General features: G+C 69.8%; 23 protein-coding genes. 12 read left to right on the forward strand and 11 right to left on the reverse strand.

All coding sequences use genetic code 11. The features are described from left to right. Nucleotides 1–72 precede the first annotated feature (72 nt). The 4 genes from FVE25_RS03900 to FVE25_RS03915 form a co-directional block, all read right to left on the reverse strand. Nucleotides 73–870 carry an amino acid ABC transporter ATP-binding protein gene (locus FVE25_RS03900; RefSeq protein WP_157244962.1) on the reverse strand — a complete coding sequence of 266 codons (798 nt, stop codon included), beginning with the start codon at nucleotides 868–870 and terminating at the stop codon, nucleotides 73–75. Continuing rightward, nucleotides 867–1,514: an amino acid ABC transporter permease gene (locus FVE25_RS03905; RefSeq protein ID WP_157244963.1), complete on the reverse strand. Its 648-nt coding sequence runs from the start codon at nucleotides 1,512–1,514 to the stop codon at nucleotides 867–869. Before FVE25_RS03905 ends, FVE25_RS03900 begins: the two co-directional genes overlap by 4 nt. Nucleotides 1,515–1,534: 20 nt before the next feature. Then, a complete protein-coding gene (locus FVE25_RS03910) occupies nucleotides 1,535–2,329 on the reverse strand; it encodes a transporter substrate-binding domain-containing protein (protein ID WP_219825289.1) in 795 nt (264 codons plus the stop codon). Nucleotides 2,330–2,840: 511 nt separating this feature from the next. After that, a complete protein-coding gene (locus FVE25_RS03915) occupies nucleotides 2,841–3,248 on the reverse strand; it encodes an ArsR/SmtB family transcription factor (protein WP_157244965.1) in 408 nt (135 codons plus the stop codon). Nucleotides 3,249–3,375: 127 nt separating this feature from the next. Here FVE25_RS03915 and FVE25_RS03920 point away from each other — a divergent pair, with 127 nt between their 5' ends. The 5 genes from FVE25_RS03920 to FVE25_RS03940 all read left to right on the forward strand — a co-directional run bounded on the left by FVE25_RS03920 (nucleotide 3,376) and on the right by FVE25_RS03940 (nucleotide 6,963). Next, entirely contained in the window at nucleotides 3,376–4,341 is a 966-nt protein-coding gene (locus tag FVE25_RS03920; RefSeq protein ID WP_157244966.1) for a coiled-coil domain-containing protein, read from the forward strand. Between the two features lie 168 nt (nucleotides 4,342–4,509). Next, nucleotides 4,510–4,908: a VOC family protein gene (locus tag FVE25_RS03925; protein WP_157244967.1), complete on the forward strand. Its 399-nt coding sequence runs from the start codon at nucleotides 4,510–4,512 to the stop codon at nucleotides 4,906–4,908. A 43-nt stretch (nucleotides 4,909–4,951) separates the two neighbouring features. Beyond that, complete coding sequence (locus FVE25_RS03930; RefSeq protein ID WP_181019434.1) at nucleotides 4,952–5,290, forward strand: YciI family protein; 339 nt, start codon at nucleotides 4,952–4,954, stop codon at nucleotides 5,288–5,290. Beyond that, a complete protein-coding gene (locus FVE25_RS03935) occupies nucleotides 5,287–6,603 on the forward strand; it encodes an RNA polymerase sigma factor (protein WP_157244968.1) in 1,317 nt (438 codons plus the stop codon). The genes FVE25_RS03930 and FVE25_RS03935 overlap by 4 nt, the downstream gene beginning before the upstream one ends. Nucleotides 6,604–6,666: 63 nt before the next feature. Further along, nucleotides 6,667–6,963, forward strand: a complete 297-nt coding sequence (locus FVE25_RS03940; protein ID WP_157244969.1) for a hypothetical protein — start codon at nucleotides 6,667–6,669, stop codon at nucleotides 6,961–6,963. A 448-nt stretch (nucleotides 6,964–7,411) separates the two neighbouring features. On the opposite strand, the gene FVE25_RS03945 is transcribed toward FVE25_RS03940, so the two are convergent. The 3 genes from FVE25_RS03945 to FVE25_RS03955 form a co-directional block, all read right to left on the reverse strand. Beyond that, entirely contained in the window at nucleotides 7,412–10,183 is a 2,772-nt protein-coding gene (locus FVE25_RS03945) for a caspase, EACC1-associated type (protein WP_157244970.1), read from the reverse strand. Between the two features lie 142 nt (nucleotides 10,184–10,325). Further along, a complete protein-coding gene (locus FVE25_RS03950; protein ID WP_157244971.1) occupies nucleotides 10,326–10,961 on the reverse strand; it encodes a response regulator in 636 nt (211 codons plus the stop codon). After that, complete coding sequence (locus FVE25_RS03955; protein WP_219825290.1) at nucleotides 10,958–12,040, reverse strand: sensor histidine kinase; 1,083 nt, start codon at nucleotides 12,038–12,040, stop codon at nucleotides 10,958–10,960. The genes FVE25_RS03950 and FVE25_RS03955 overlap by 4 nt, the downstream gene beginning before the upstream one ends. Nucleotides 12,041–12,212: 172 nt before the next feature. Here FVE25_RS03955 and lgt point away from each other — a divergent pair, with 172 nt between their 5' ends. Further along, nucleotides 12,213–13,019 (forward strand): prolipoprotein diacylglyceryl transferase, encoded by an 807-nt coding sequence (gene lgt, locus FVE25_RS03960; RefSeq protein WP_219825291.1) that lies wholly within the window; start codon nucleotides 12,213–12,215, stop codon nucleotides 13,017–13,019. Here lgt and FVE25_RS03965 read toward each other — a convergent pair. Then, entirely contained in the window at nucleotides 13,016–13,582 is a 567-nt protein-coding gene (locus FVE25_RS03965; protein WP_157244973.1) for a TetR/AcrR family transcriptional regulator, read from the reverse strand. The two genes, lgt and FVE25_RS03965, sit on opposite strands and share 4 nt — an antisense overlap. A 95-nt stretch (nucleotides 13,583–13,677) precedes the next feature. Here FVE25_RS03965 and FVE25_RS03970 point away from each other — a divergent pair, with 95 nt between their 5' ends. Beyond that, nucleotides 13,678–14,067, forward strand: coding sequence for a nuclear transport factor 2 family protein (locus FVE25_RS03970; protein ID WP_157244974.1), 390 nt, complete (start codon nucleotides 13,678–13,680; stop codon nucleotides 14,065–14,067). Further along, nucleotides 14,060–15,064 (forward strand): zinc-dependent alcohol dehydrogenase family protein, encoded by a 1,005-nt coding sequence (locus FVE25_RS03975; RefSeq protein ID WP_157244975.1) that lies wholly within the window; start codon nucleotides 14,060–14,062, stop codon nucleotides 15,062–15,064. The genes FVE25_RS03970 and FVE25_RS03975 overlap by 8 nt, the downstream gene beginning before the upstream one ends. A gap of 470 nt (nucleotides 15,065–15,534) precedes the next feature. On the opposite strand, the gene FVE25_RS03980 is transcribed toward FVE25_RS03975, so the two are convergent. From FVE25_RS03980 to FVE25_RS03990, 3 genes are read right to left on the reverse strand one after another with little or no spacing between them, the layout of a single operon-like run. Continuing rightward, nucleotides 15,535–16,020 (reverse strand): hypothetical protein, encoded by a 486-nt coding sequence (locus FVE25_RS03980; protein WP_157244976.1) that lies wholly within the window; start codon nucleotides 16,018–16,020, stop codon nucleotides 15,535–15,537. Nucleotides 16,021–16,068: 48 nt separating this feature from the next. Continuing rightward, complete coding sequence (locus FVE25_RS03985) at nucleotides 16,069–16,461, reverse strand: ATP-binding protein (RefSeq protein ID WP_157244977.1); 393 nt, start codon at nucleotides 16,459–16,461, stop codon at nucleotides 16,069–16,071. Further along, on the reverse strand, nucleotides 16,458–16,652 hold the full coding sequence (locus tag FVE25_RS03990; RefSeq protein WP_157244978.1) for a DUF5999 family protein: 195 nt from the start codon (nucleotides 16,650–16,652) through the stop codon (nucleotides 16,458–16,460). Before FVE25_RS03990 ends, FVE25_RS03985 begins: the two co-directional genes overlap by 4 nt. 421 nt (nucleotides 16,653–17,073) lie before the next feature. Here FVE25_RS03990 and FVE25_RS03995 point away from each other — a divergent pair, with 421 nt between their 5' ends. The 4 genes from FVE25_RS03995 (at nucleotide 17,074) to FVE25_RS04010 (ending at nucleotide 21,376) form a co-directional block, all read left to right on the forward strand. Beyond that, a complete protein-coding gene (locus FVE25_RS03995) occupies nucleotides 17,074–18,348 on the forward strand; it encodes a serine hydrolase domain-containing protein (protein ID WP_157244979.1) in 1,275 nt (424 codons plus the stop codon). 200 nt (nucleotides 18,349–18,548) lie between these two features. Next, nucleotides 18,549–19,367, forward strand: coding sequence for an ABC transporter ATP-binding protein (locus FVE25_RS04000; RefSeq protein ID WP_157244980.1), 819 nt, complete (start codon nucleotides 18,549–18,551; stop codon nucleotides 19,365–19,367). Next, on the forward strand, nucleotides 19,364–20,128 hold the full coding sequence (locus tag FVE25_RS04005) for an ABC transporter permease (protein ID WP_157244981.1): 765 nt from the start codon (nucleotides 19,364–19,366) through the stop codon (nucleotides 20,126–20,128). The genes FVE25_RS04000 and FVE25_RS04005 overlap by 4 nt, the downstream gene beginning before the upstream one ends. A 39-nt stretch (nucleotides 20,129–20,167) precedes the next feature. Further along, complete coding sequence (locus tag FVE25_RS04010) at nucleotides 20,168–21,376, forward strand: cytochrome P450 (RefSeq protein ID WP_157244982.1); 1,209 nt, start codon at nucleotides 20,168–20,170, stop codon at nucleotides 21,374–21,376. Nucleotides 21,377–21,428 lie beyond the last annotated feature (52 nt).

The raw sequence follows: 21,428 nt of genomic DNA on the forward strand, positions 1-21,428 counted from the left end.
CCCGCCACAAATACTATACTAGATAGTAGATGGCTGGCCGCGCAGCTGCTCGAACTCCTCCGCGGGCGTCGATCACGGCTCCCCTGCTCGGGCCGCGGGCAGCGTGCCGTTGCGGGCCGGTCCGACCAGGTGGAGAAATGCCTGGACGCGTGGGTGGGCGGGAGCGGTGAAGAACCGGTTCGCGGGCGCCTGTTCGATCACCTTGCCGCCGTCCATGAACACGACGCGATCGGCCACCTCCCGGGCGAAGGCGGTTTCGTGGGTGACGATCACCATCGTCATCCCGTCGGCGGCGAGTTCCCGCATCACCTGCAGCACCTCGCTGTGCAGTTCGGGGTCGAGGGCCGAGGTCGGCTCGTCGAACAGGATGACCTCGGGCTCCATCGCCAGTGCCCTCGCGATGGCGACCCGCTGCTTCTGCCCGCCCGACAGCTTGGCCGGGTGGCTGTCGCACTTGTCGGCGAGCCCGACCCGGGCCAGCAGGGTTCTCGCCAGCCGGTCGGCTTCGGAATGCGGCATCCGCCGTATCGCGATCGGGCCCTCCATGACGTTCTGCAGGGCCGTCAGATGGGGGAACAGGTTGAACTGCTGGAAGACCATCGCCGTACGGCGGCGCAGGTCGCGCACCTGTGCGGCCCGGCCGCGGCGGCCATGCCGCGGCCCGCATTCGATCTGCTGCCCGCACACCTCGATCCGCCCGGCATCCGGCTCCTCCAGCAGGTTGAGGCAGCGGATCAGCGTGGTCTTGCCCGAGCCCGACGGGCCCATCAACACCACGACCTCGCCGCGCTCCACCTCCAGGTCGATGCCCTTGAGCACGTCCAGGTCTCCGAAGCGTTTGTGCACCTGGTGTGCCTTGACGACGCTCATGCGTAGGCCCTGCCCATCCGGCGTTCCAATGCTTGCTGGCCGACCTGGAGGCAGGTGTTGATCAGCCAATACACCAGGCCGACGACCAGCAGCGCGTCCATGTAGCGGAAGGTCGAGGTGCCGATCCCCTCGGCCACCCGGGTCAGCTCCACCACGGTGACGGCCGAGGCGAGGGAGGTGTCCTTCATCAGGGCGATGAAGCGGCCGCCGACCGGGGGGAGGGCGATGCGGATGGCCTGCGGGAAGATGATCCTTCTGAGTGTCTTCCAGTACGGCATGGCCATCGAGGCGGCCGCCTCCCACTGGCCGGAGTCGACGCCGAGCACGCCGGCCCGGAAGTTCTCGCTCAGGTAGGCGGCGCTGAACAGGGTGAAGGCGATGATGGCCGACGGAATCGGGGGAATCTGCAGGCCGATCTGCGGCAGCCCGAAATAGATGATCATTATTTGGATGAGGAGAGGCGTCCCGCGGAAGACGGAGACGTACGCCGTCGCCAGCCCGCGCAGCACGACGTTGCCGGAGATGCGGGCGAGCATGATCAGCGCGCCGAGGACGCTGCCGAGGATGAAGGACACGACGCCGAGCAAGAGGGTGACCACGAGGCCGGCGAGTAGTTCGGGGAAGGAGTCGACGAGTAGATCCATGGGGGGTGCTCCTGTGGTGCTCAGCCGTTCGGCAGCTTGGCCAGTTCCTTCGTCATGTCCAGGCCGCCCAGCCATTTGCGGGAGATGGCGGCGAGGCTGCCGTCGGCGATCATGTCGGCCAGTGCCTTGTCCACGGCCTGTTTGAAGCTGGTCGCGCCCTTGGCGAAGGAGATGCCGTTGACCTCGGACTCCAGCAGTTCACCTGTGGGCTTGACCGGCAGGTCGTTCTTCTCGGCCAGGAACGCGCCCTGGAATCGCGAGACCAGGACGGCATCGGCCCGTCCGCCGGCCACCTCGGTGAGTCCGAGCGTGGCGTTCTCGTAGGTCTTGAGGTCGGCGCCCGGGATGCTCTTCTTGGCGAAGGCCGCCTGTGTGGTGCCCGCGGTCACCGCGACCTTCTTGCCCTTCAGGTCGGACACCCCGGTGATCGTCATGTTGGCGCTCGCCACAAAGATCGAGATGCCGTTCACCTGGTACGGGCGGGAGAAGTCCACCTGCTTGGCCCGCTCGGCCGTGATGGTCTGACCGGCGATGACGGCGTCGAAACGGCCCGCCTGGACACCGGCGATGAAGCTCTGGAAGTTGGAGGCCACGAACTCGGCCTTGGCGATTCCCAGGCGCTTGATGAGCTCGTTGGTGACGTCTACGTCGTAGCCGGCGGGTTTGCCGCCGTCGAGGAAGTTCCACGGCGGGTTCGCCTGCGTCTGCGCGACCCTGAGGACACCGGCCGCCTTGACCCGTTCCAGCAGGTCGGCGCTGTCCGCCTGGCCCGATCCGCATCCGGTGACCAGCGTGCCCATCAGGGCGGCGGTCACCGCCAGATGGATACCGCGTGGACGGAATAACCCTCGAATTGACATGTGCCGGCTCCTCTCCGCGCCTTGGTCCGGCAGTCGGTCGGCCTTGAGCCCTCGCTCCGCCCCGCATGGCCCCGACACAGTCGGAACCATCCGTGAGCGCCTCATGACCCAGCGACATACGTACGTTGGTTCATATGACCAGCTATGGCGTATACGGTGCGTCACGCCGGACTCCGCCGTCAAGGGGTCCCCACTCGTAACTTCGGGCGCCTGCCGCCGCCCTGACGTGACGCGATGGCGTCTCGTGTCGCACTGGATGCGGATGGAGGGGGAGTTCGCGGAACGTCTACCTGGCTATTCGCATGCTCCTTCGCTATCGTCCACGCATGAACATTTATTCAGATGTGAGGTTGCCCTGTGGTGGGCGGGCCGGGCATGAGCGTCGCCACCGGTAACCATGGCGTCCTGGGCCGGGCGTGCGATCCGGTCGGCCGCCGTTGACGGTCAGCCCCGGTGATCCGGGCCGCTACTCATCTCGCTCGGGGTGAATGGCCTGGGTGTGCTCCGTGTGCGCCACCGCCACGTCCAGCAGCATCCGCACGTGGGCGTCGTCAAGCCGGTAGTAGGCCATGCGGCCGGCCCGCCGTACCGACACCACGCGGTGCGCTCTCAGCAGGCGAAGGGCGTGCGACGCCGATGATTCGCTCAGCCCGCTGACGACCGCGAGATCGCAGACGCACAGCTCGCCTTCGAGCAGAGCCAGCAACAGCCGCAACCGGCCGGGGTCGGCCAGGAGCCCGAAGACGTCTGCGGTGTCGGCCAGGTCGGTCTCCGCCGGCATGCGGGAGATGACCGCCTTCACCCTCTCGGGGTCGACGATCCGGGTCGCGCACGCCTCAATGGCCGTCACGTTGTCGGCTGAAGAACTCTTCATACGAAGACTCTAGGCGTCCGCCCGGGGAAATCATCAAGTTTCCCGGACCAACCTGGGCGCACGCGCACTCCACGGTAACTTCTACTCAATGTAGAAGAAGTTGGCCGACGGAAGGGAACGTTCGGGAGTGACCGTCGAGCACCATGTCCGCCTGCGTGGCGTCCTCGCCATCGTATGCGTGTTCCTGCTGGCCGCCCCGGCAGCGGCACGGGCAGAGCCGAAGCCGACCGCCAAGCAGTTGCGCGCCCAGCTGGCCAGACTGCAGGCCCGGTTCGATGCCGTCGTGGCCGGATACAACGCCAACCAGGAGAAGCTGCGCACCGCCCGCAAGCGCCAGGAGTCGGCTCAGGTACGGCTCCGCGCGGCGCAACGCGATTACGCCGCCGCCCAGCGCCTGGCCGGACAGATCGCGTCCCTCAGCTATCAGAACCCGCCCCTCGAGATGTCCCTCCTGGGCACCGCCGATCAACACGCGGCCATCCACGCCGCCACCATCCTGCGCTACCAGGCCGATGAGAAGACCGAGGCGCTCGGTTCGGTCGCGCCGGCGCGCGATGCCTACCGGCAGGCTCGTGACGCCGCCGCCCGCGTCACCGGCGAGCTCACGCGGAGCGCACGGCAACTGCGCGAGGAGCGGCAAGAGGTCGAGCAACTGATCGCCACCATCCGCGGCAAGCTCGATCAGCTCCTCGTGGCGCCGGGGTTCCGGCGATCCGACGGCACCTGGGTGCCGGAGATCCCCGGTGGGGCCGACAACATCACTCCCCGCATGCGGCTGGTCCGCGATCAAGTGAAACGGCGCTTCATCTTGCCGGCCGTCGGCTGCTACCGGTCCCTGCAAGACGGCGGTGAGCACCCACAGGGGCGTGCCTGCGACTTCATGATCACGCGTGGCGGGTCCTGGCCGTCGGCGGGTCAGCGGGACGAGGGCGACCGGTTGGCGGCATGGGCGATCGCCAACGCGCGGCGGCTCGGCGTCAAGTACGTCATCTACCGTCGGCGCATCTGGCAGGGATCCGGCTGGAGCTCCATGTCCGACCGGGGTGGCATCACCCAGAACCATCAAGATCACGTTCATGTGTCGATGTATTGACGGGGGCGGGCTGACACGGTGTGCGGCACTTCACGGGAGAACGCGGGAGGTGTCGTATCGGAGCCGGTCCCGATCGTCGTGCTGATAAAGAGGGTCCGCCTTCCCGCCTTCTCGCCGTCGAGGCGGCGCGGTGGCCCGCGACGATCACAGGACGACAGGAGTCCGATCATGAATCCGACGCTGAACATCATCGACATCGTGGTCTCCGATCTACAGGCTTCGATGACCTTCTACGCCCGGCTCGGGCTGGAGTTCAAGATCGACGAGCACTCGCCCGAGCACGCCGGCTGTGACCTGCCGAACGGGCTGCACGTGATGCTCGACACCGAGGGCTTCCGCACCCCGTTCCTGCCGGGCTGGAGCAAGCCGTACGGCGGGCCGCGTACCCTGCTGTGCTTCGAGTTCGAGACCCCGGCCGGGGTGGACGCCAAGTATCGCGAGCTCGTGGAGGCCGGACACCGGGGGGTCGCCGAGCCGTTCGACGCGTTCTGGGGGATGCGCTACGCCACGGTGGCCGACCCGGACGGGTGTGGCGTCGACCTGTATGCGGCGCTTCCGGCCAGGTGAGCGCACCTGGGTACATCAACCATCGAGCAGGAGGTTCACCAGGATGAAGTACGTGCTGATGTTCGTCGAGACCGAGCAGTTCGCCCGGCAACTGGAGGAGATGGGCGAGCTGGAGCAGCGCCAGGCATATGAGGCGGTGGGCCGGTGGTTCGCCGACAACGCCGCCGTGATCACGCATCATGTGCATCTGGCGCCGGTGCACACCGCCACCACGCTGCGCCTGGACGGCGCCGAATCGGTGGTCACCGACGGGCCGTACATGGAGGGCAAGGAGGTGGTGAGCGGGTTCGCCGAGGTCGAGGTGGCCGATCTGGACGAGGCGTTGAAGCTGGCTCGCTCCTGGCCGGCGTGCCCGGTCGTGGAGATCCGCCCCGCCTCATGACCGGCTCCGCAGACCTGCCCGCCGACGGCCTCCCCGGCGAACGGCCCGGCGAACGGCCCGGTGAACGGCCCGGCCTCGCCGGCCGGGGGCTCACCGGCGAGGCAGGGCAGGTCTCGGCCGGCGACAGCGAGCGGGTGCTCGCCCGGGTGGTGCGCGAGCACGCCGGCCGGCTGGCAGCGAGCCTGATCTCGCTGCTGGGCGACTTCTCCGCCGCCGAGGACCTGGTACAGGACGCGGTCGAGGCCGCGTTGCGCCGCTGGCCCGCCGAGGGCATCCCGGAGCGGCCGCAGGCGTGGCTGTACACGGTCGCCCGGCGGCGGGGCCTGGATGTGCTGCGCAGGGAGTCGAACTACCGGGCCAAACTGGCTCAGCTGCGCTGGCCGGAGCCGCAGGCCGCCGATGACCGGCTGCGGCTGATCTTCACCTGCTGCCATCCGGCGCTGGCCCCGGCGGCGCGCATCGCCCTCACCTTGCGGGTGGTGTGCGGGCTGTCCACGGCGCAGATCGCCGCGGCGTTCGTGGTCCCGGAGGCCACGGTGGCCCAGCGCATCACCCGGGCGAAGAAGAAGATCAGCCAGACCGGCATCCCCTACCGCATCCCCGCGGCCGAGGAACTGCCGCAGCGGCTGGCCTCGGTGCTGGCGGTCATCTACCTGCTGTTCAACGAGGGCTACCTGTCCACCACCGCCGACCGGTCGCAGGCGCGTGACCTGGTCGATGACGCCGAATGGCTGGCTGCGCTGCTGGCGGGCCTGGTGCCGGGCGAGCCGGAGGTGGCCGGGCTGCTGGCGCTAATCCGGCTGCACCGCGCTCGCGGGGCGGCTCGTTTCGACGAGCGGGGCCGGCTGGTGCTGCTGGCCGATCAGGACCGCTCCCTGTGGGACCGGCAGGCGATCGAGCAGGCGACGACGCAGTTGACGCGGGCGGCGCAGACGCATCGGCGGCCGGGGCCGTACCAGCTGCAGGCGGCGATCGCCGCCTGTCACGCCGAGGCGCCCGCGTTCGCCGACACCGACTGGGCGCAGATCCTGGTGCTCTACGACATGCTTCTCCATCTGGCTCCCTCGCCGGTCACCCGGCTGCACCGGGCGATCGCCCTGCGCCATGTGCACGGCGCCGCGGCGGCACTGGCCGAGGCCGACGCGCTGGAGAGCGACCTGACCTCCTATGCGCTCTGGCACGCCACCCGCGCCGAGCTGCTGCGCGAACTGGGCCGGGCCGTACAGGCGCGGGCCTGCGACGAGCGAGCGCTGGAGCTGACCGCCAATCCGGCCCAGCACGCGCTGCTGACCGAGCGGCTCACCTGGAACTGACAGGGGAGCAGCGTTCAGCCGCCCCTGTGCACGCCCCCGTGAATGTCGGAGACGTCTGCCACGATGGCAGTGATAGGGGTGCGCGTTCTCAACCAGCTCGGTGAGGTACGGCGCCGCGCCCGCTGGAAACCGCCCAAGCGGCTGTGGCCCCTGGCTGAGCGGACGCGCCGACGCCGCGCCGAGCCGGACCGGCCCCGCTGGTTCGCCTTCCACGGATCGTCCTGGGGTGTGGCCCCGCCCGTCGTCCCTCCGCTGGCCGCCCTCGCCGCCGTTGCCGCGGGCACGGTCGGAACCGGCGCCTTTCTCGCCGCCGGCGCCGCGTTCCTGCTCGTGCCGTTCGTTCTGCGATCCGGGGGCTAAAGGGAGCCGACGACGGCGTTGAGCGCGGACAGCAGGGCCACGCCGACCAGCGCCACCACCAGCACGACACAGACCACTCTCGCCCACCGTTGCATGCCACCATCGTGCTACCAGAACGATGGCGACGCCAACCGGAGCGCTGTCCGGGAGCACCGGGCTCGGCGGTAGGCCCGATCGGGATCCTGCGATGGCATAACCGCGACCTGCTGGTCGCGGGCCTGATCGCCCGCGGAGCCGGATCGCGGTATGGCTGCGTGTGGCGTCCGAGCGGAGGCGGCTTCGACCTGCCGGGCGCGATGGCGGCCACCGCGGGACCGGCGCTCCCCATCTTCGCCCTGGCCAACGCGCCTGCCTGGGGCCGGACGTCGGCCTGGACGATCGCGTTCCTGCTCGCGGGGACGCACACGATCGGGATGACGCCGGACACCGGGGCGGCCGCTGGGCATGCTCAGTACTTGATGTTCCACTTTCGCACGGTTTTGTCGGTCCCAGTGGTGATGAGCGCCTGTCCGTCGGCCGTGAACGCGAGGTCGGTGACCTTGCCGGAGTGGCCCGACAGCGGCGTGAGGCCCTGGCCGGTCGTGGCATCGAACAGAGCCGGTCCGTGCTCCTTCGCCACGGCGGCGATGAACTTGCCGTCCGGGCTGAACACCAGGTCGCCCTGCACGTTCGCGGTCAAGAGCCCCCGGGTCTTCCTGGTCGCGAGGTCGTAAAGGCGGACGGCTCCCTTGTTGCTGGTCGCGTACGCCTTGGAGTCGGGCGTGAAGCCGGCGAAGCTTCCGGCCTTGGTGACCGAAGCCAGTTGATTCCCGCCGGGCAGGCGCCTCAGTTCGAAGCCGCCCTTGCCACCCGGCAGCGCGTCGGCGAGGGTCTTGCCGTCGGGGCTGATCCATACCGGGAACCAAGCCGGGTTCAGCGTCGCCGAGGGCTCGCCGGTGGCCACGTCCCACACCTTCGTCACTCCGCCGGCGGCACTCGTGACCAGCACTTTCCCGTTCCGGCTGAACCGCATGTCCTGGATCCCGTTGCGGTGGCCGTTCAACGTGGCCAGTTGCCGGCCCGTCGAGGTGTCCCACAAGCGGATCGGCGCGTCGAACGGCGTGGAGGAGGCGAACGTGCCGGCCGCGGCGATCGTCTTGCCGTCCGGGCTGAACGCCATGGCCGCGCCGCCCTCGAAGCCGGGGAACGAGGCGGTGACGTTGCCCCCGTTGGTGTTGCGCAGTGAGACGGTCGTCATGCCGTCCGAGAAGAGGGCCATCGACTCGCCGTTCACCGTGGCGACCTCGCGCTTGCCCTCGAAGTAGGCGCTGGCGACGGCGCTGCCGTCCGGGCTGAAGACGATGTCGTAGTCCGACTCGAAGCTCGTCACCATCCGGCCGGTCGATGCGTCCCATAACTTCGTGACCTGCGCGGCGGCCTTGTTGGCCGGTGGGTCGAGCGTGACCACCCAGCGGCCGTCGGGGCTCAGCTTGGCCGACTGGATCGAGCCTTCGTGGCTCAGGGTGACCGTCCCCAGCGCCGCTCCGAAGCTCGGCTTCGCGCTCTCGGACCCTGCGGCATCGCGCTGTCTGGGCAGCGCGGACACGATGCCGATCGTCGCCGCGATGGCGGCGACGAGCCCGGTCGCGCCGATGATCCATGCGCGCTGGCGCCTCGTGACGGGCGCCGAGCCACCGCCGGGCGGCTGCGGCGGAGGCGCCTCGACCCTGAGCGCGTCGATCGCAGGCGTCTCGATCGCAGGCGTCTCGATCGCAGGCGTCTCGATCGCAGGCGTCTCGATCGCAGGCGTCTCGGTTGCGGGCGTCTCAAGCGCGGGCGCCGCGATTGCGGGCGTCTTAACGGCGGGTGTCTCGGTGGCGGGTGTCTCCGCGGCGGGTGTCTCGATCGCGGGCGGAGGTGCGGCAGGCGGCGGCAGCCGGGGCGGCGCGACCTCACCCAGGGCGGCCGCGGCGGCCCCCCGCACCTGCGTGCTGTCGTCGTGGTCGCGTAACCGGACGAGCGCCTCGCGAGCGGCCCGCCGATAGCCCTCACGCCCCCCGGAAAGCAGCCCGGCCAGCGCGCGGACCGCCTCAACCCGCAGGACGGGCCGATCACTGCCGAGATCGGCGCGAACCTCCTCCGGCAGCGTGGCGGGGCGGACGCTGCGCGCGACCACCAGCGCGCCGGTCGTCTCGAAGCTCCACTTGCGCGGCACCTGCCCGACCCCGGCCTCGCGAACGCGCCGGGCAGCGTAGTCGAACAGCTCGTCGGCGGTGATCTCGCCATCGTGGTCCAGATCGGCGCCCCCGGTACGGAGCCCGTGCACCAGCGCTTCCGTGAAAACGGACGGCTGGGCTTCGGAGGAGGTGAGCTGCCCGCCCTCGAACGCGTACTCGGTCGCGCTGGACGCGGTCAGCACCGTCCGCCCGGACCCGCCCCCGCGGAACTCGTCGCCGAGGTGGACGGTACGGTCCGCGCGCACCGCGGTGTCCCGCGCGAACGCCCCGCTGTAGCAGCAGTCCAGGATGAGCAGCACCGATCGCGACACGGACTCGCTCATCTGCTCGGAGACGAACGCCGCCGGCAGCCCGGTCGCCGCGAGTGAGCCGAGTTCGGTGTCGGCCGCAGCCAGGTAGAGCCGGCCGCGCTGGTCCTTGAGCCCGTGGCAGGAGAAGTGCAGGAGCAGGACGTCGTCGGGCTGCCGGTCGGCGAACAGGGCCGCGACCCGGCGGCGCAACACGGACTCACGGGCATCGGTGAGCGTCTCGACGTCGAAGGCGCCGATGCCGGGCGCGCCGAGGACCTCGGCCAGCGCCCTGACGTCGGAGACGGGCGAGCGCAGCCGGCTCAGCCCGGGGTCCTGGTAGGCCGCGTTGGCCACCAGGAGCGCGCGACGCCGGCCGGCCGTACCGGAAGCGGTCGCGCCACCGGCGGCCTCGACGGAGACCGCCACCCGGCGGCGACGCGGATGTGCCTCCCGCCACCGCTGGACGTAGTCGGCGATCTGTGCCACGGACGCCGCCGTGGACAGTCCCGTCACCAGGAAGCCGATCCCGGCGGTGATCAGCTCGGCCGACCGGGTCCCGTCGGGAGCCGTCCCCTCGACCGCACGCGTGATCCCGGGGAGCCCCGACGCCAGCAGGTCCCGGCGGAGCTGGAGGGCCAGCTCCTCGACCTCCGCCTGATCCACACCAGCCCCGGCCGGCGTGATCCGCAGTGAGAAATCGTGCCCCTCGGACATCGCGGCTCCGGATCAGGGTGGTGAACGTGGCAGACATCCCGATGCTGCCCGAGGAACCAGCCGCGCGCCACGTTTTTCCGGGGGTCACGTGGACACCGGCTGACCTTGGGGCCCGCCGTACCGCACTCGGGTCCTGCGGGGCTCAGCCGAGGCCGAGGCGGATGATCCCGCGGGAGGCGGCGACCGTCACGGCGGCGGTGCGGTCGTCGACGCCGAGTTTGGCGAAGATGTGCAGGAGGTGGGTCTTGACCGTGGCCTCGCTGATGCACAGGTGGGCGGCGATGGCCTTGTTGCTCATGCCCTGGGCGACGGCGCCGAGGACCTCGATCTCCCGGCCGCTCAGGGTGCCGGGCGCGTCGGCGCGGGCCCACGACAGCACGCGGGTGGCGATCGCCGGTGACAGGGCGCTCTCTCCTCGGGCCGCCGCCCGGATCGCGTCGAACAGCTGCTCACGGCGGGTGTCCTTGAGCAGGTAGCCGATGGCTCCGGCGTCGATGGCGCGTGAGATGTCGCTGTCGGTGTCGTACGTGGTCAGGACGATCACCTTGGCGGCGGGGTCGTGTTCGCGGATCCGGTTGATCGCGGTCGCGCCGTCGATCTCGGGCATCTGCAGGTCCATCAGGGTCACGTCGGGCTGCAGGTCGTGCGCCAGCCGTACCGCGTCCGTGCCGGACACCGCCTCGCCGACCACCTCCAGGTCGTCCTGGGTGCCGAGCATGGCCCGGATGCCGTCGCGGACCACCGGGTGGTCGTCGGCGATCAGGACGCGGACGCTCATCGCGCCCCGCTCAGCACCGCGGCCGGGAGGCTGGCCACGACCGTGGCGCCCGCGCCGGGGGCGCTTTCCACGAGCAGGGTGCCGCCGATCTGCTCCATCCGCTCCCGCATGATCGACAGCCCGTGCCCGGAGGCGGCCCGCTCGGGGTCGAAGCCGCCGCCGTCGTCGTGGACATCCAGCACGACCAGGTCCTCCATGTACGACAGGGTCAGCGTGACCCGTTCGGCGCCGGCGTGGCGGCGGGCGTTGGCGACCGCCTCCTGCGCCACGCGCAGCAGCTCGGCCTGGGCTTGGGCGTCCAGCGGCTGGAGCGCGCCGGTGATCACGGTGTGCGCCGCGATGCCGGTCTCGTCGGACAGCCGGCCGGACAGCCGCTCCAGGGCCTCCGGCAGGCCGCATTCGTCGAGGTCGCCGGGGCGCAGCGCCTGCACCACGCGGCGGCTTTCGGCAAGGTTCTCCCGGGTCGCCCGTAATGCCTGGCTGAGGTGTTTGTTGTCCGGCAGCGTGGCCTGTGCCGCCTCCAGCAGCATCACCACGCTGGCGAACCCCTGGGTGAGACTGTCGTGGATGTCGCGGGCCAGCCGCTGCCGCTCGGCCGCCACTCCCGCCTGCCGTTCGGCCACCGCCCGGGCCTCCTGCGCGGCCTGCAGCTCGTCGATGAGCCGCTTGCGCTCGTCGCTCTGCTGGGCCACGGAGTTGAAGTAACCCACAGCGGTGCCCGCACTGATCGCGACCATCGCGCTGATGGCGATCTCGGTCCAGGTGATCGACCCGGTCGCGTGGTAACGGTGCCACAGCCAGCCCCCAGCGCACGACACCACCGCGACCAGCCCGACCCGCACGGCGTCCATGCAGTACGGCACGAGCACGCTCAGCCCGACCACCAGGAAGGAGGAGTCGACGGCGAACAGCCCCAGCCACAGCAACCCGCCGCCCAGCATGTACGGCAGAGGCACGTCACCCGAGGTCGGCGGCGTGCGCAGCACGAACCAGACCGCGTACCAGGCGGCCAGCCCGGCCACCAGCACCACCGGGAGAACCTGGCCCCCCGCCATCACCGGCCCCGCGGAGGTCAGCACCAGCCATGAGATGAAAAAGGCATGCTGCCACCTGCGCCGCGATCTCTCCCAGGACTCCACGCCGCCGACCATATTCAGCCTTCCGTCGGATCCGCATCAACCAGTCGACTGATCGCACAATCGGCACACCGCTCGATGCGGGCGCAGCCGTACGGAAAGCAGACTCATCGGCGTGACAGCAGCCATCCCCAGCCCGTCCCAAGCCGTCTGGCATCTGGGCCCGATCCCGATCCGCGCCTACGCCCTGCTGATGGTGCTCGCCGTTCTCGTCGGCATCTGGCTGACCCGGCGCCGGTGGGCCGCCCGCGGCGGCGACCCCGGTGTGGTGGGCGACATCGCCACGTGGGCCGTGCCGCTCGGCCTGCTCGGCGCGCGGCTCTACCACGTGGCCACCGACTGGCAGCTGTACTTCGGCCCCGGCCGGGAGCCGTTGCGCGCCTTCGCGATCTGGGAGGGCGGGATCAGCATCTTCGGCGCCCTCGCCGGCGGCGCGGTGGGCGCGTGGCTGGCCTGCCGCCGGCGCGGCATCGCCCTGCGCGACTTCGCCGACGCCGTGGCACCCGGGATCGCGATCGGGCAGGCGATCGCCCGCTGGGGCAACTGGTTCAATCAGGAGTTGTACGGCAGGCCGACCACGCTGCCATGGGCGCTGGACATCGACCCCGCCCACCGGCAGCCCGGCCTGGAATCCACGGCCACCTACCATCCGACGTTCCTCTACGAGTCGCTGTGGAACCTGGGCGTGGCCGGCTTCGTCATCTGGGCGGAGCGGCGCTTCCGGCTCGACCGCGGCCGGACGTTCGCCGTCTACGCCGCGGCCTACGCCACCGGCCGGGCGTGGATCGAGTGGTTGCGCATCGACCCCAGTCACCTCATCGCGGGCCTGCGTCTCAACGACTGGACGGCATTGCTGATCTTCACGGGCGCGGTCGTCTACCTGGTGGCCACCAGGAAGTCGCGGGAGCCTGTCGGCTCCTAGGCGGCGGCGAGGATGTGCTCGGCGAGCTCGCGGGCCAGGGCCCCCGGAGCGATGCCGGGCCGGGTGGCTCCGGCGGCCAGGGTGCCGTCGATGAGCAGCAGGAGCTGGTCGGCGGCGTGCTCGGGGCGGGGGTGCCCGAGGGCGACGAGGTCGCGTTCGAGGATCTGGTGCACGGTGCGGCGGTAGGCGCGGGTGATCTCGTGCGCGGGGTGGCCGGGTTCGACCAGGGTCAGGTCGGCGGCCAGGTAGCGGCAGCCGCAGAAGCCCGGTCCGGCGACGACCTCGTCCAGCCGGTCGAAGATGGCCAGCAGGCGGGTGCGGGGGTGTTCGCCCGCGGCGTTCATCACGCGCCGGTAGTCGGCCTCGTCCTCGGCGGTGGTACGGCGCAGCACAGCGGCGATCAGGCCGTCCTTGCCGCCGAAGTGCTCATACAGCGACCGGCGGGCGACGTTGGCCTCCTTGAGCAGGGCGTCGACGCCGACGTTCATGCCGTGGGTGTAGGTGAGCTTCTGGGCCGCGTCCAGCAGACGCTCCCGAGGTCCGGGCTTGGCAGGGGCGCTCATGGTGGTCCAGTTTTCCAGCGGTTGACAGGTAGAACAACCAGTCTATATAAATTCCTCTCAGTAGACCGAATGGTCTATCTATCGAGGGAGTGAACGTGTCTTTCCGCACCACCACCGAGGTCATCGACCGCTTCAACCGCGCCTTCACCGACCGCGACCCCGACCTGCTCAACGACCTCGTCGGCGAGGACTGCGTGATGGAGTCCGTTCAGCCCGCCCCCACCGGGGAGCGCGTCGAAGGGCGTGAAGCCTGCGTCGCCTGGTGGCGTGCGCTCGTCGAGGACCGCACCACCCAGTTCGAGCCCCAGGAAGTCGTGATCGCCGCCGACCGGGCGACGATCCGCTGGCACTACCGCTACGGCACCGGCCCCGCCGACTGGGTCAGCGGCGTCAACCTCATGCGGGTCCGCGACGGCGTGATCGTCGAAGCCCTCGGCTACAGCAAGACCGCCGGCGAAGTCCCCCTGGCGACCGACCATGCGTAGTTACCACCTCGACAGCGGCGCCGGCATCGACGGCCTGGCGATCCGGCGGCACGACGACCCCGTCCCCGGCCCCGGGCAGGTCCTGGTCGCGGTGCACGCCACCTCGCTCAGCTACCGCGAGCTCATGGTGGCGCGCGGCGACTACGTCCTCCCGGTCAAACCGGACGTGGTGCCGGTCTCGGACGGCGCCGGCGAGGTCGTCGCCGCCGGCCCCGGCGTCACCGGCACGCGTGTAGGCGACCGGGTGACGGCCACCCTCTTCCCGACCTGGCAGGACGGCCCGTTCGGCCTCCAGCACCTGGCCCAGCGGGGCGGATCCCTGGACGGCATGCTCACCGAGCTGGCCGTGCTCGACGAGGACTCCCTCGTCCCGATCCCCGATCACCTGTCCTACGCGGAGGCCGCGACGTTGCCCTGCGCCGCGGTCACCGCCTGGAACGCCCTCACCGGCGACGGTGAAGGACTGCGGGCGGGCCAGACCGTGCTCGTCCAGGGATCGGGCGGGGTGTCGCTGTTCGCGCTGCAGTTCGCCAAGGCGCTCGGCGCCCGGGTCATCGCCACGACCAGCAGCCCGGCCAAGGCGGCGCGCCTGACCGAGCTCGGCGCCGACGCGGTCATCGACTACCGGGCCACCCCCGACTGGGCGGCCGAGGTCCGGCGCCTGACCGAGGGCCGCGGGGCCGACCGCGTCATCGACGTGGCCGGCCTGCTCGAGCAGTCGCTGAAGGCGGTGGCGGTGGCGGGCCACGTCGCCTGCGTGGGCTTCGTCTCCGACACCGCGCCACCGCTCGACCCCCGGACGCTGTTCGCCTCCGGCGCCACGGTACGCGCCGTCGCCGTCGGCAGCCGCGCCCAGTTCCTGGCGATGAACCGCACCATCGAAGCCCACCGGCTCCGCCCGGTCATCGACCGGGTCTTCCCCTTCGACCAGGCCCAGGACGCCTACCGCTACTACGCCTCGGGCGGGGCGCTGGGCAAGGTCGTCATCTCCGGCTGACGAGAGGGAAGGGCTGCGGCTCGGAAGGCGTCCACACGACCACGGCGGTACCCACGCCGGCGGCCTTGTAGCGCTCGGCCACCTGCTGGGCAGGCAGGGTGCTCAGAAGATCATGTGAGGGTTTTGCAGGAGCGGGTCACCCCACGAGGAGGCGGGAGGTGGGCGCAGCCGCGGCCGGCACGGGGAAGCACACCGGTGGTGCCTGCTCCCATGCACCACCCTGCCCGCCTGGGCCTCACCCTGCTTGCCGAGGAAGTGCCCCCAATGACCTGGCGTCCGGGGGCCTTCAGGCTGTCCGCGGTCCGCGGCGACATGATCCTCGAGGTGCCCGGCATCGCGCCGGACCCTCGGCGCGCTCCGTGCATGCCCCCGGCCCGCGGGACTTCGGGGACTTCCTCGACGTGGACGCCGAACTCATCACCGTCGGCGTGGGACGGCCGGCGGTCTTCTGCCGCGGGCCGGTTCCCTGATCACGGTGCGGTCTGGGCGTCGTCGTCCTCCTCCACCCGGACATAGCCCACGGACTGAACGGCCAGGCCGACGATCGTGCCGACCAGGATCGCGATCCCGGCGATCGGCATGATGTGCCAGAAACCGGCGACCACCCCGATGTACCCGAGCCCGAGCGAGACTTGTTTCGCGATCTGCACGAAAACGGACCTCGACTCGCGCCGGCGGAGGGTTTCCTGGCGGTTCAGCACGATCAGGGCAGACAAGAGCGGGATGGCCAGGGAGAAGGCGATCACGCAGATCTGGGCGGACAGATCCAGGGAGGCGGCTCCGGAGGTCAGGAACGGCTGCACCAGGACGATGCCGATGGCGATCAGCCCGCCGTACATCAGGTTGTTCTGCCGGAGGGACTCCTCCTGCAGCCCCGCCGCGCGCTTGCGCCACCATTCCACCTGCGCGGCGGCTTTGCGTTTCCACGCGGCCTCGTTCGTGATGTTCTCGTCCATGGCGACCATTGTGCAGATGGCGCACGTCTTCCTTGAACGCGCTCCGGCTCAGGACCGCACCGGCAGTTCGAACCAGGTGGCCTTGCCCGCCGGCGTGCACGTGCTTCCCCAGCAGCATGACAGCTGGGCGACCAGGTAGAGCCCGCGCTCGCCGGTCCGGCCCGGGTCGTCTTCCTCGATCGCGCAGCGGAGCAGCCCCTCCTCGTAGAAGAGCGTGAGCCGGACGGTTCCGCCGGTGTGTTCCAGTACGTCGGCGACGAGTTCGCCGACGAGCAGTTCGAAGACCCGGCCGTGGGCGCCCAGCTTCCAGGCGTGCAGGCAGTCGTGGGCCAGGTGGAGCGCTCTGCCGGCGGAGGTCGGGCCGCGGGTGAGCCGCCAGGAGCCGGTCCGGGCCGCGGGCGGTCTGGTACGGCTGAGCCAGCGGAGGTGCCGCGGGTTCATGCTGCCTGGTGGGAAGGGGCGCGGCGGGCGGGGACGCTGCGTCCGTCGGGGAGCAGCTCGCCGGTGTCGTCGAAGATCACGACGCCGTTGCAGAGCAGCCACCACCCCTGTTCCGGGTGGAAGGCGACGACCAGCGCCGCTTCGCGATCTCGCGCGTCGGCGGAGGGACACTGCGGCCGGTGCTGACACATGATCCCTACCTCCTGCAGTAGGACGTGCCACGGAGTCCGTGCTTGGTTTTGCGTTGGATCCTGATGATTCGCTCATGCACGGCTCGCATGTATCCACCACAATCAAACGTCTTTCATCACATGAAAGTTCGATTGTGTTCGGGTGTCAAGAGCTTTCATGCCTAAAGTCCGATTTGTTCGGTTTGGGGAGCTGTCGGGCCGGCGGAGCGCGTACAGAGGGTGCGGATTAAGAAAATCAAGATCTACATTGAAAAATCTAAGATCTATCGGGTATATCTTGAGATATGACGGATCGGGCGATGGGCTAGCAGGCGCTCGCGAACCTGCGGAGGTCGATCCGGCGCCGACGGCGCGTGATCCCGTAGCTGGTCTTTTCCGGATTTCCCCGATCCCTGAGATTCGCCCAAGAAAGGGTCATCACATGACAGACGCGACAAATGGGACAGTAGGGCCCGGGCGTGGCACCTCCTTCGAGAGTGATGGCGGAGACCACGTCGAGCACGGCTGGGGCAAGGTCGCCGACGTGTTCCGCGCGAACTTCGAGGCATCCGGCGAGGTCGGCGCGGCGTGCAGTGTCTACGTGGGCGGCCGTCCCGTCGTCAACCTGTGGGACGGCCTCGCCGACCGTGAGGCGAATCGGCCCTGGCGCAAGAACACCGTCGTCCAGGTCGCCTCGACGACGAAGGGCGCGACCGCGATCTGCGCCCACATGCTGGCAGAACGCGGTGAGCTGGATCTGGATGCGCCGGTGGCCCGGTACTGGCCGGAGTTCGCCGCCAACGGCAAGGAGCACATCAAGGTGCGCTGGCTGCTGTCACACCAGGCCGGCCTGCCGCTCGTCGACGGGCCGCTGACGTTCGAGCAGGCGTGCGCGTGGCACCCGGTCATCCGTGCGCTCGAGGCGCAGCCGCCGCTGTGGCGGCCGGGGACGGAGCACCTGTATCACGGCATGACCTACGGGTTCCTGGTCGGAGAGGTCGTGCGCCGGATCACCGGCAAGTCGCTCGGCACGTTCTTCGCCGAGGAGGTGGCCGCCCCGCTCGGGCTGAGCGCCTGGATCGGGCTGCCGGAGGAACACGAGAAGCGGGTGTCCAAGCTCCACTTCGCCGCCCCGTTCAGCCTGGAGGAGCTCATCGCCGGGATGATCAAGGTGACCGGGCTCGACGCGGACACGGTCACCCAATGGATCGCCACCATCTGGGCCCCGGGTTCGGTCCAGATGCGCGCCAACGAGCTTGGCGGAGCCTTGGACAACACGAGCGACTATTCCCTTTCGCGTGCCTGGCGGGCGGCCGAGTTCCCGGCCGCGAACATGATCGCGGACGCGCGATCGCTGGCGCGGATGTATGCCGCCACGGTCAGCGACGTCGACGGCGTGCGGCTGCTGAATCCGGCGACGGTGGAGAGGGCGACGGCCGTCCAGACCGACAAGACGCAGATGCACGGGCTGCCGCCGGGGCTGAACATCCCGGCCGACCGATCCTTCTATATGGCGCTCGGGTTCTGGCGAGCCTGCCCCATGGGCCCGATGACCGGGCCGGGGTCGTTCGGTCACGCGGGCTCCGGCGGATCGGTCGGCTTCGCCGATCCCGATGCCGAGGTCGGCTTCGGCTACGTCCCGAACCTGTGGAACTTCCGGGCCGACGACCCGCGGGCGGCGGAGCTGATCAAGGCCGTCCGGTCCTGCCTCGGCTGACGGCTTTTCCCGCCCCCTGATCCGGTTCTGCGCCAAGGCCGTGCCGGCTCTCTGCTATTCGGTGTTGCTATGTACTGGTAGTCAGTGTTACTTTCTACTGGTAGCTGGTAATACCGAGTAGCCGGAGAGCGGGCACGGCTGACCAGCGTCGATCGCGCCGTGGGCGACACGCCATGAACGAAGAGAGAACGGATATCCGGATGACAGTCCATCAAGTGCAAGGGCCCGCGATCCGCGTACAGGGCCTCCAGAAGGCGTACAAGACGCTGCAGGTGCTGCGTGGCGTGGATTTCGAGGTCGCGCGGGGCAGCGTCTTCGCGCTGCTCGGCTCGAACGGGGCGGGCAAGACCACGGCGGTGAGAATCCTGTCCACGCTGCTCAAGGCAGACGGGGGCACGGCCCGGGTCAACGGCTTCGACGTCGCCCAGCGGGCCGCGGACGTGCGCGAGTCGATCAGCCTGACCGGGCAGTTCGCCGCCATTGACGAGATCCTCACCGGCCGCGAGAACCTGATGCTGGTCGCCAAGCTGCGCCACCTCAAGAATCCCGGCACGATCGCCGACGACCTGCTCAGGCGTTTCTCTCTGACCGAGGCGGGCGCGCGCAAGGCGTCGACGTACTCGGGAGGCATGCGCCGACGCCTCGACATCGCGATGAGCCTGGTCGGCAACCCGCCGGTCGTCTTCCTCGACGAGCCGACGACGGGACTGGACCCGCAGGCGCGCCTGGAAGTGTGGCAGACCGTCAGGGAACTGGCCGGCCGGGGCACGACGGTGCTGCTCACCACGCAGTACCTCGACGAGGCCGAGCAACTCGCCGACCGGATCGCGATCCTCCACCAGGGCCGGATCATCGTCAACGGCACCCTGGCCGAGCTCAAGCAGCTCCTGCCGCCGGCCAGGGTCGAATACGTCGAGAAGCAGCCGACCCTGGAGGACGTCTTCCTCGCCCTCGTCGGCCCCGACAGCGACGCGGGCAAGCACCGCGTCTCGCTCCAGACAATCAAGGAAGCACGATGAGCAAGCACTTCTTCGGCGACACCGGCGTCCTGCTGGGACGATCCCTGCGCCACATCTCGCGCAGCCCGGACACCATCATCACGACCGCGATCATGCCGGTCGCCATGATGCTGATGTTCGTCTACGTCTTCGGCGGCGCCATCAAGACAGGGTCGGACTCGTCGTACGTGAACTACATGCTGCCCGGCATCCTGCTCATCACGGTCGCCTCCGGCGTCGCCTACACCGCCTTCCGGCTGTTCTCGGATCTGAAGAGCGGCATCTTCGAGCGCTTCCAGTCGATGCCGACCGCGCGCTCGGCGGTGTTGTGGGCGCACGTGCTGACCTCGCTGATCGCCAACGTGATCTCGCTCGTGGTCGTCCAGCTCGTCGCCCTGCTGATGGGCTTCCGCTCGAGCGCGGGCCTGCTGGCCTGGCTCTCGGTGGCCGGCATCCTGCTCCTGTTCACCCTGGCGCTGACGTGGCTGGCCATCATCCCCGGCCTGACGGCCAAGACGTCCGATGGCGCGAGCGCGTTCTCCTTCCCGCTCATCTTCCTGCCCTTCCTCAGCTCGGCCTTCGTGCCCACGGACACCATGCCCGGCCCGGTGCGCTTCTTCGCCGAGCACCAGCCGGTGACCTCCATCGTCAACGCCATCCGCAACCTGTTCACCCAGCAGCCGGTCGGCACCGACATCTGGATCGCCCTCGGCTGGTGCGCGGGCATCCTCCTCGTGGCCTACGTCTTCGCCATGAACACCTACCGCCGCAAGATCTCCTGAGCACCGCCTGCGCACACCCGACTCCCCGAAGGAATGATCATGAGTGAATCCCTCCACACCTTCACCACGATGCCGGCCGAGCGTCAGCCCGGTTGCCCGTTCGACCCGCCCAAGGAGCTGCTCGAGGCTCGTGAGCACGGCCCGATCAGCCGCTTCCCCTTCCCGGACGGGCATCAGGGCTGGCTGGTCACCGGCTACGACCTGCTCCGGGCGGTGCTGGCCGACCAGCGGTTCAGCTCGCGCAAGGAGCTCATGCGGCACCACTGGGCGATGGATCTGGCCGGCATGGAGATCCCGCCGCCACCGCCGGGTGAGTTCCTGCTGATGGACGAGCCGCAGCACGGCCGCTACCGCAAGCCGCTGGTGGGCAAGTTCACGGTCCGGCGGATGCGGCAGCTGACCGAGCGCGTGGAGCAGGTGACCGCCGAGCACCTGGACGCCATGGAGAAGGCGGGGCCGGGGACGGATCTGGTGACCGCCTTCGCCAAGCCGATTCCCGCCGTCATCATCTGTGAGCTGCTGGGCGTGCCGTACGGGGACCGCGGCCGGTTCCAGGACAACATCGACAAGTTCCTCAGCGGGGAGGTCGGCGACGAGGAGCTGATCGCGGCCTACCTGGCCACCCAGACGTACCTCGCGGAGCTGGTGGCGGCCAAGCGGGCCAACCCCACCGACGACCTGCTCAGCGACCTGCTCGACAGCGACTTCACCGACGAGGAGCTGAAGGGGATCGCGCTGATCCTGCTGTCGGCAGGGTTCGACACCACCGCGAACATGCTGGGCCTGGGCACCTTCGCCCTGCTGCAGAACCCGGCCCAGCTGGCCGCGCTGCGCAACGACCCCGCGCTCATCGACACGGCCGTGGAAGAACTGATGCGGTACCTGGGCATCGCCAAGGGCTTCCAGAGAGTCGCGCTGGAGGACGTCGAGCTCGGCGGCCACACCATCAAGGCCGGCTCGATGGTCGTCCTGTCCTACAACACCGCCAACCGCGACCCCGAACGCTTCACCGACCCCCATCTGCTCGACCTGCGCCGCCAGGAGGGCGGTCACCTGGGCTTCAGCCACGGCATCCACCAGTGCCTGGGCCAGCAACTGGCCCGCGTCGAGATGCGGGTCGCCTTCTCCGCGCTGGTCAAGCGCTTCCCGACGCTGCGGCTGGCCGTACCGGCTGAGGAGGTCGCCCTGCGCCCGGAGACCGCCGACATCTACGGCGTCAAGAGCCTCCCCGTCACCTGGGACGCCTGACCCCGCTCCGGGGCGCGGGATCCGCAAGAGCGAACACCGACTCAAGGAGACC

It is taken from the genome of Nonomuraea typhae, assembly GCF_009760925.1.
Lineage (GTDB): Bacteria > Actinomycetota > Actinomycetes > Streptosporangiales > Streptosporangiaceae > Nonomuraea > Nonomuraea typhae.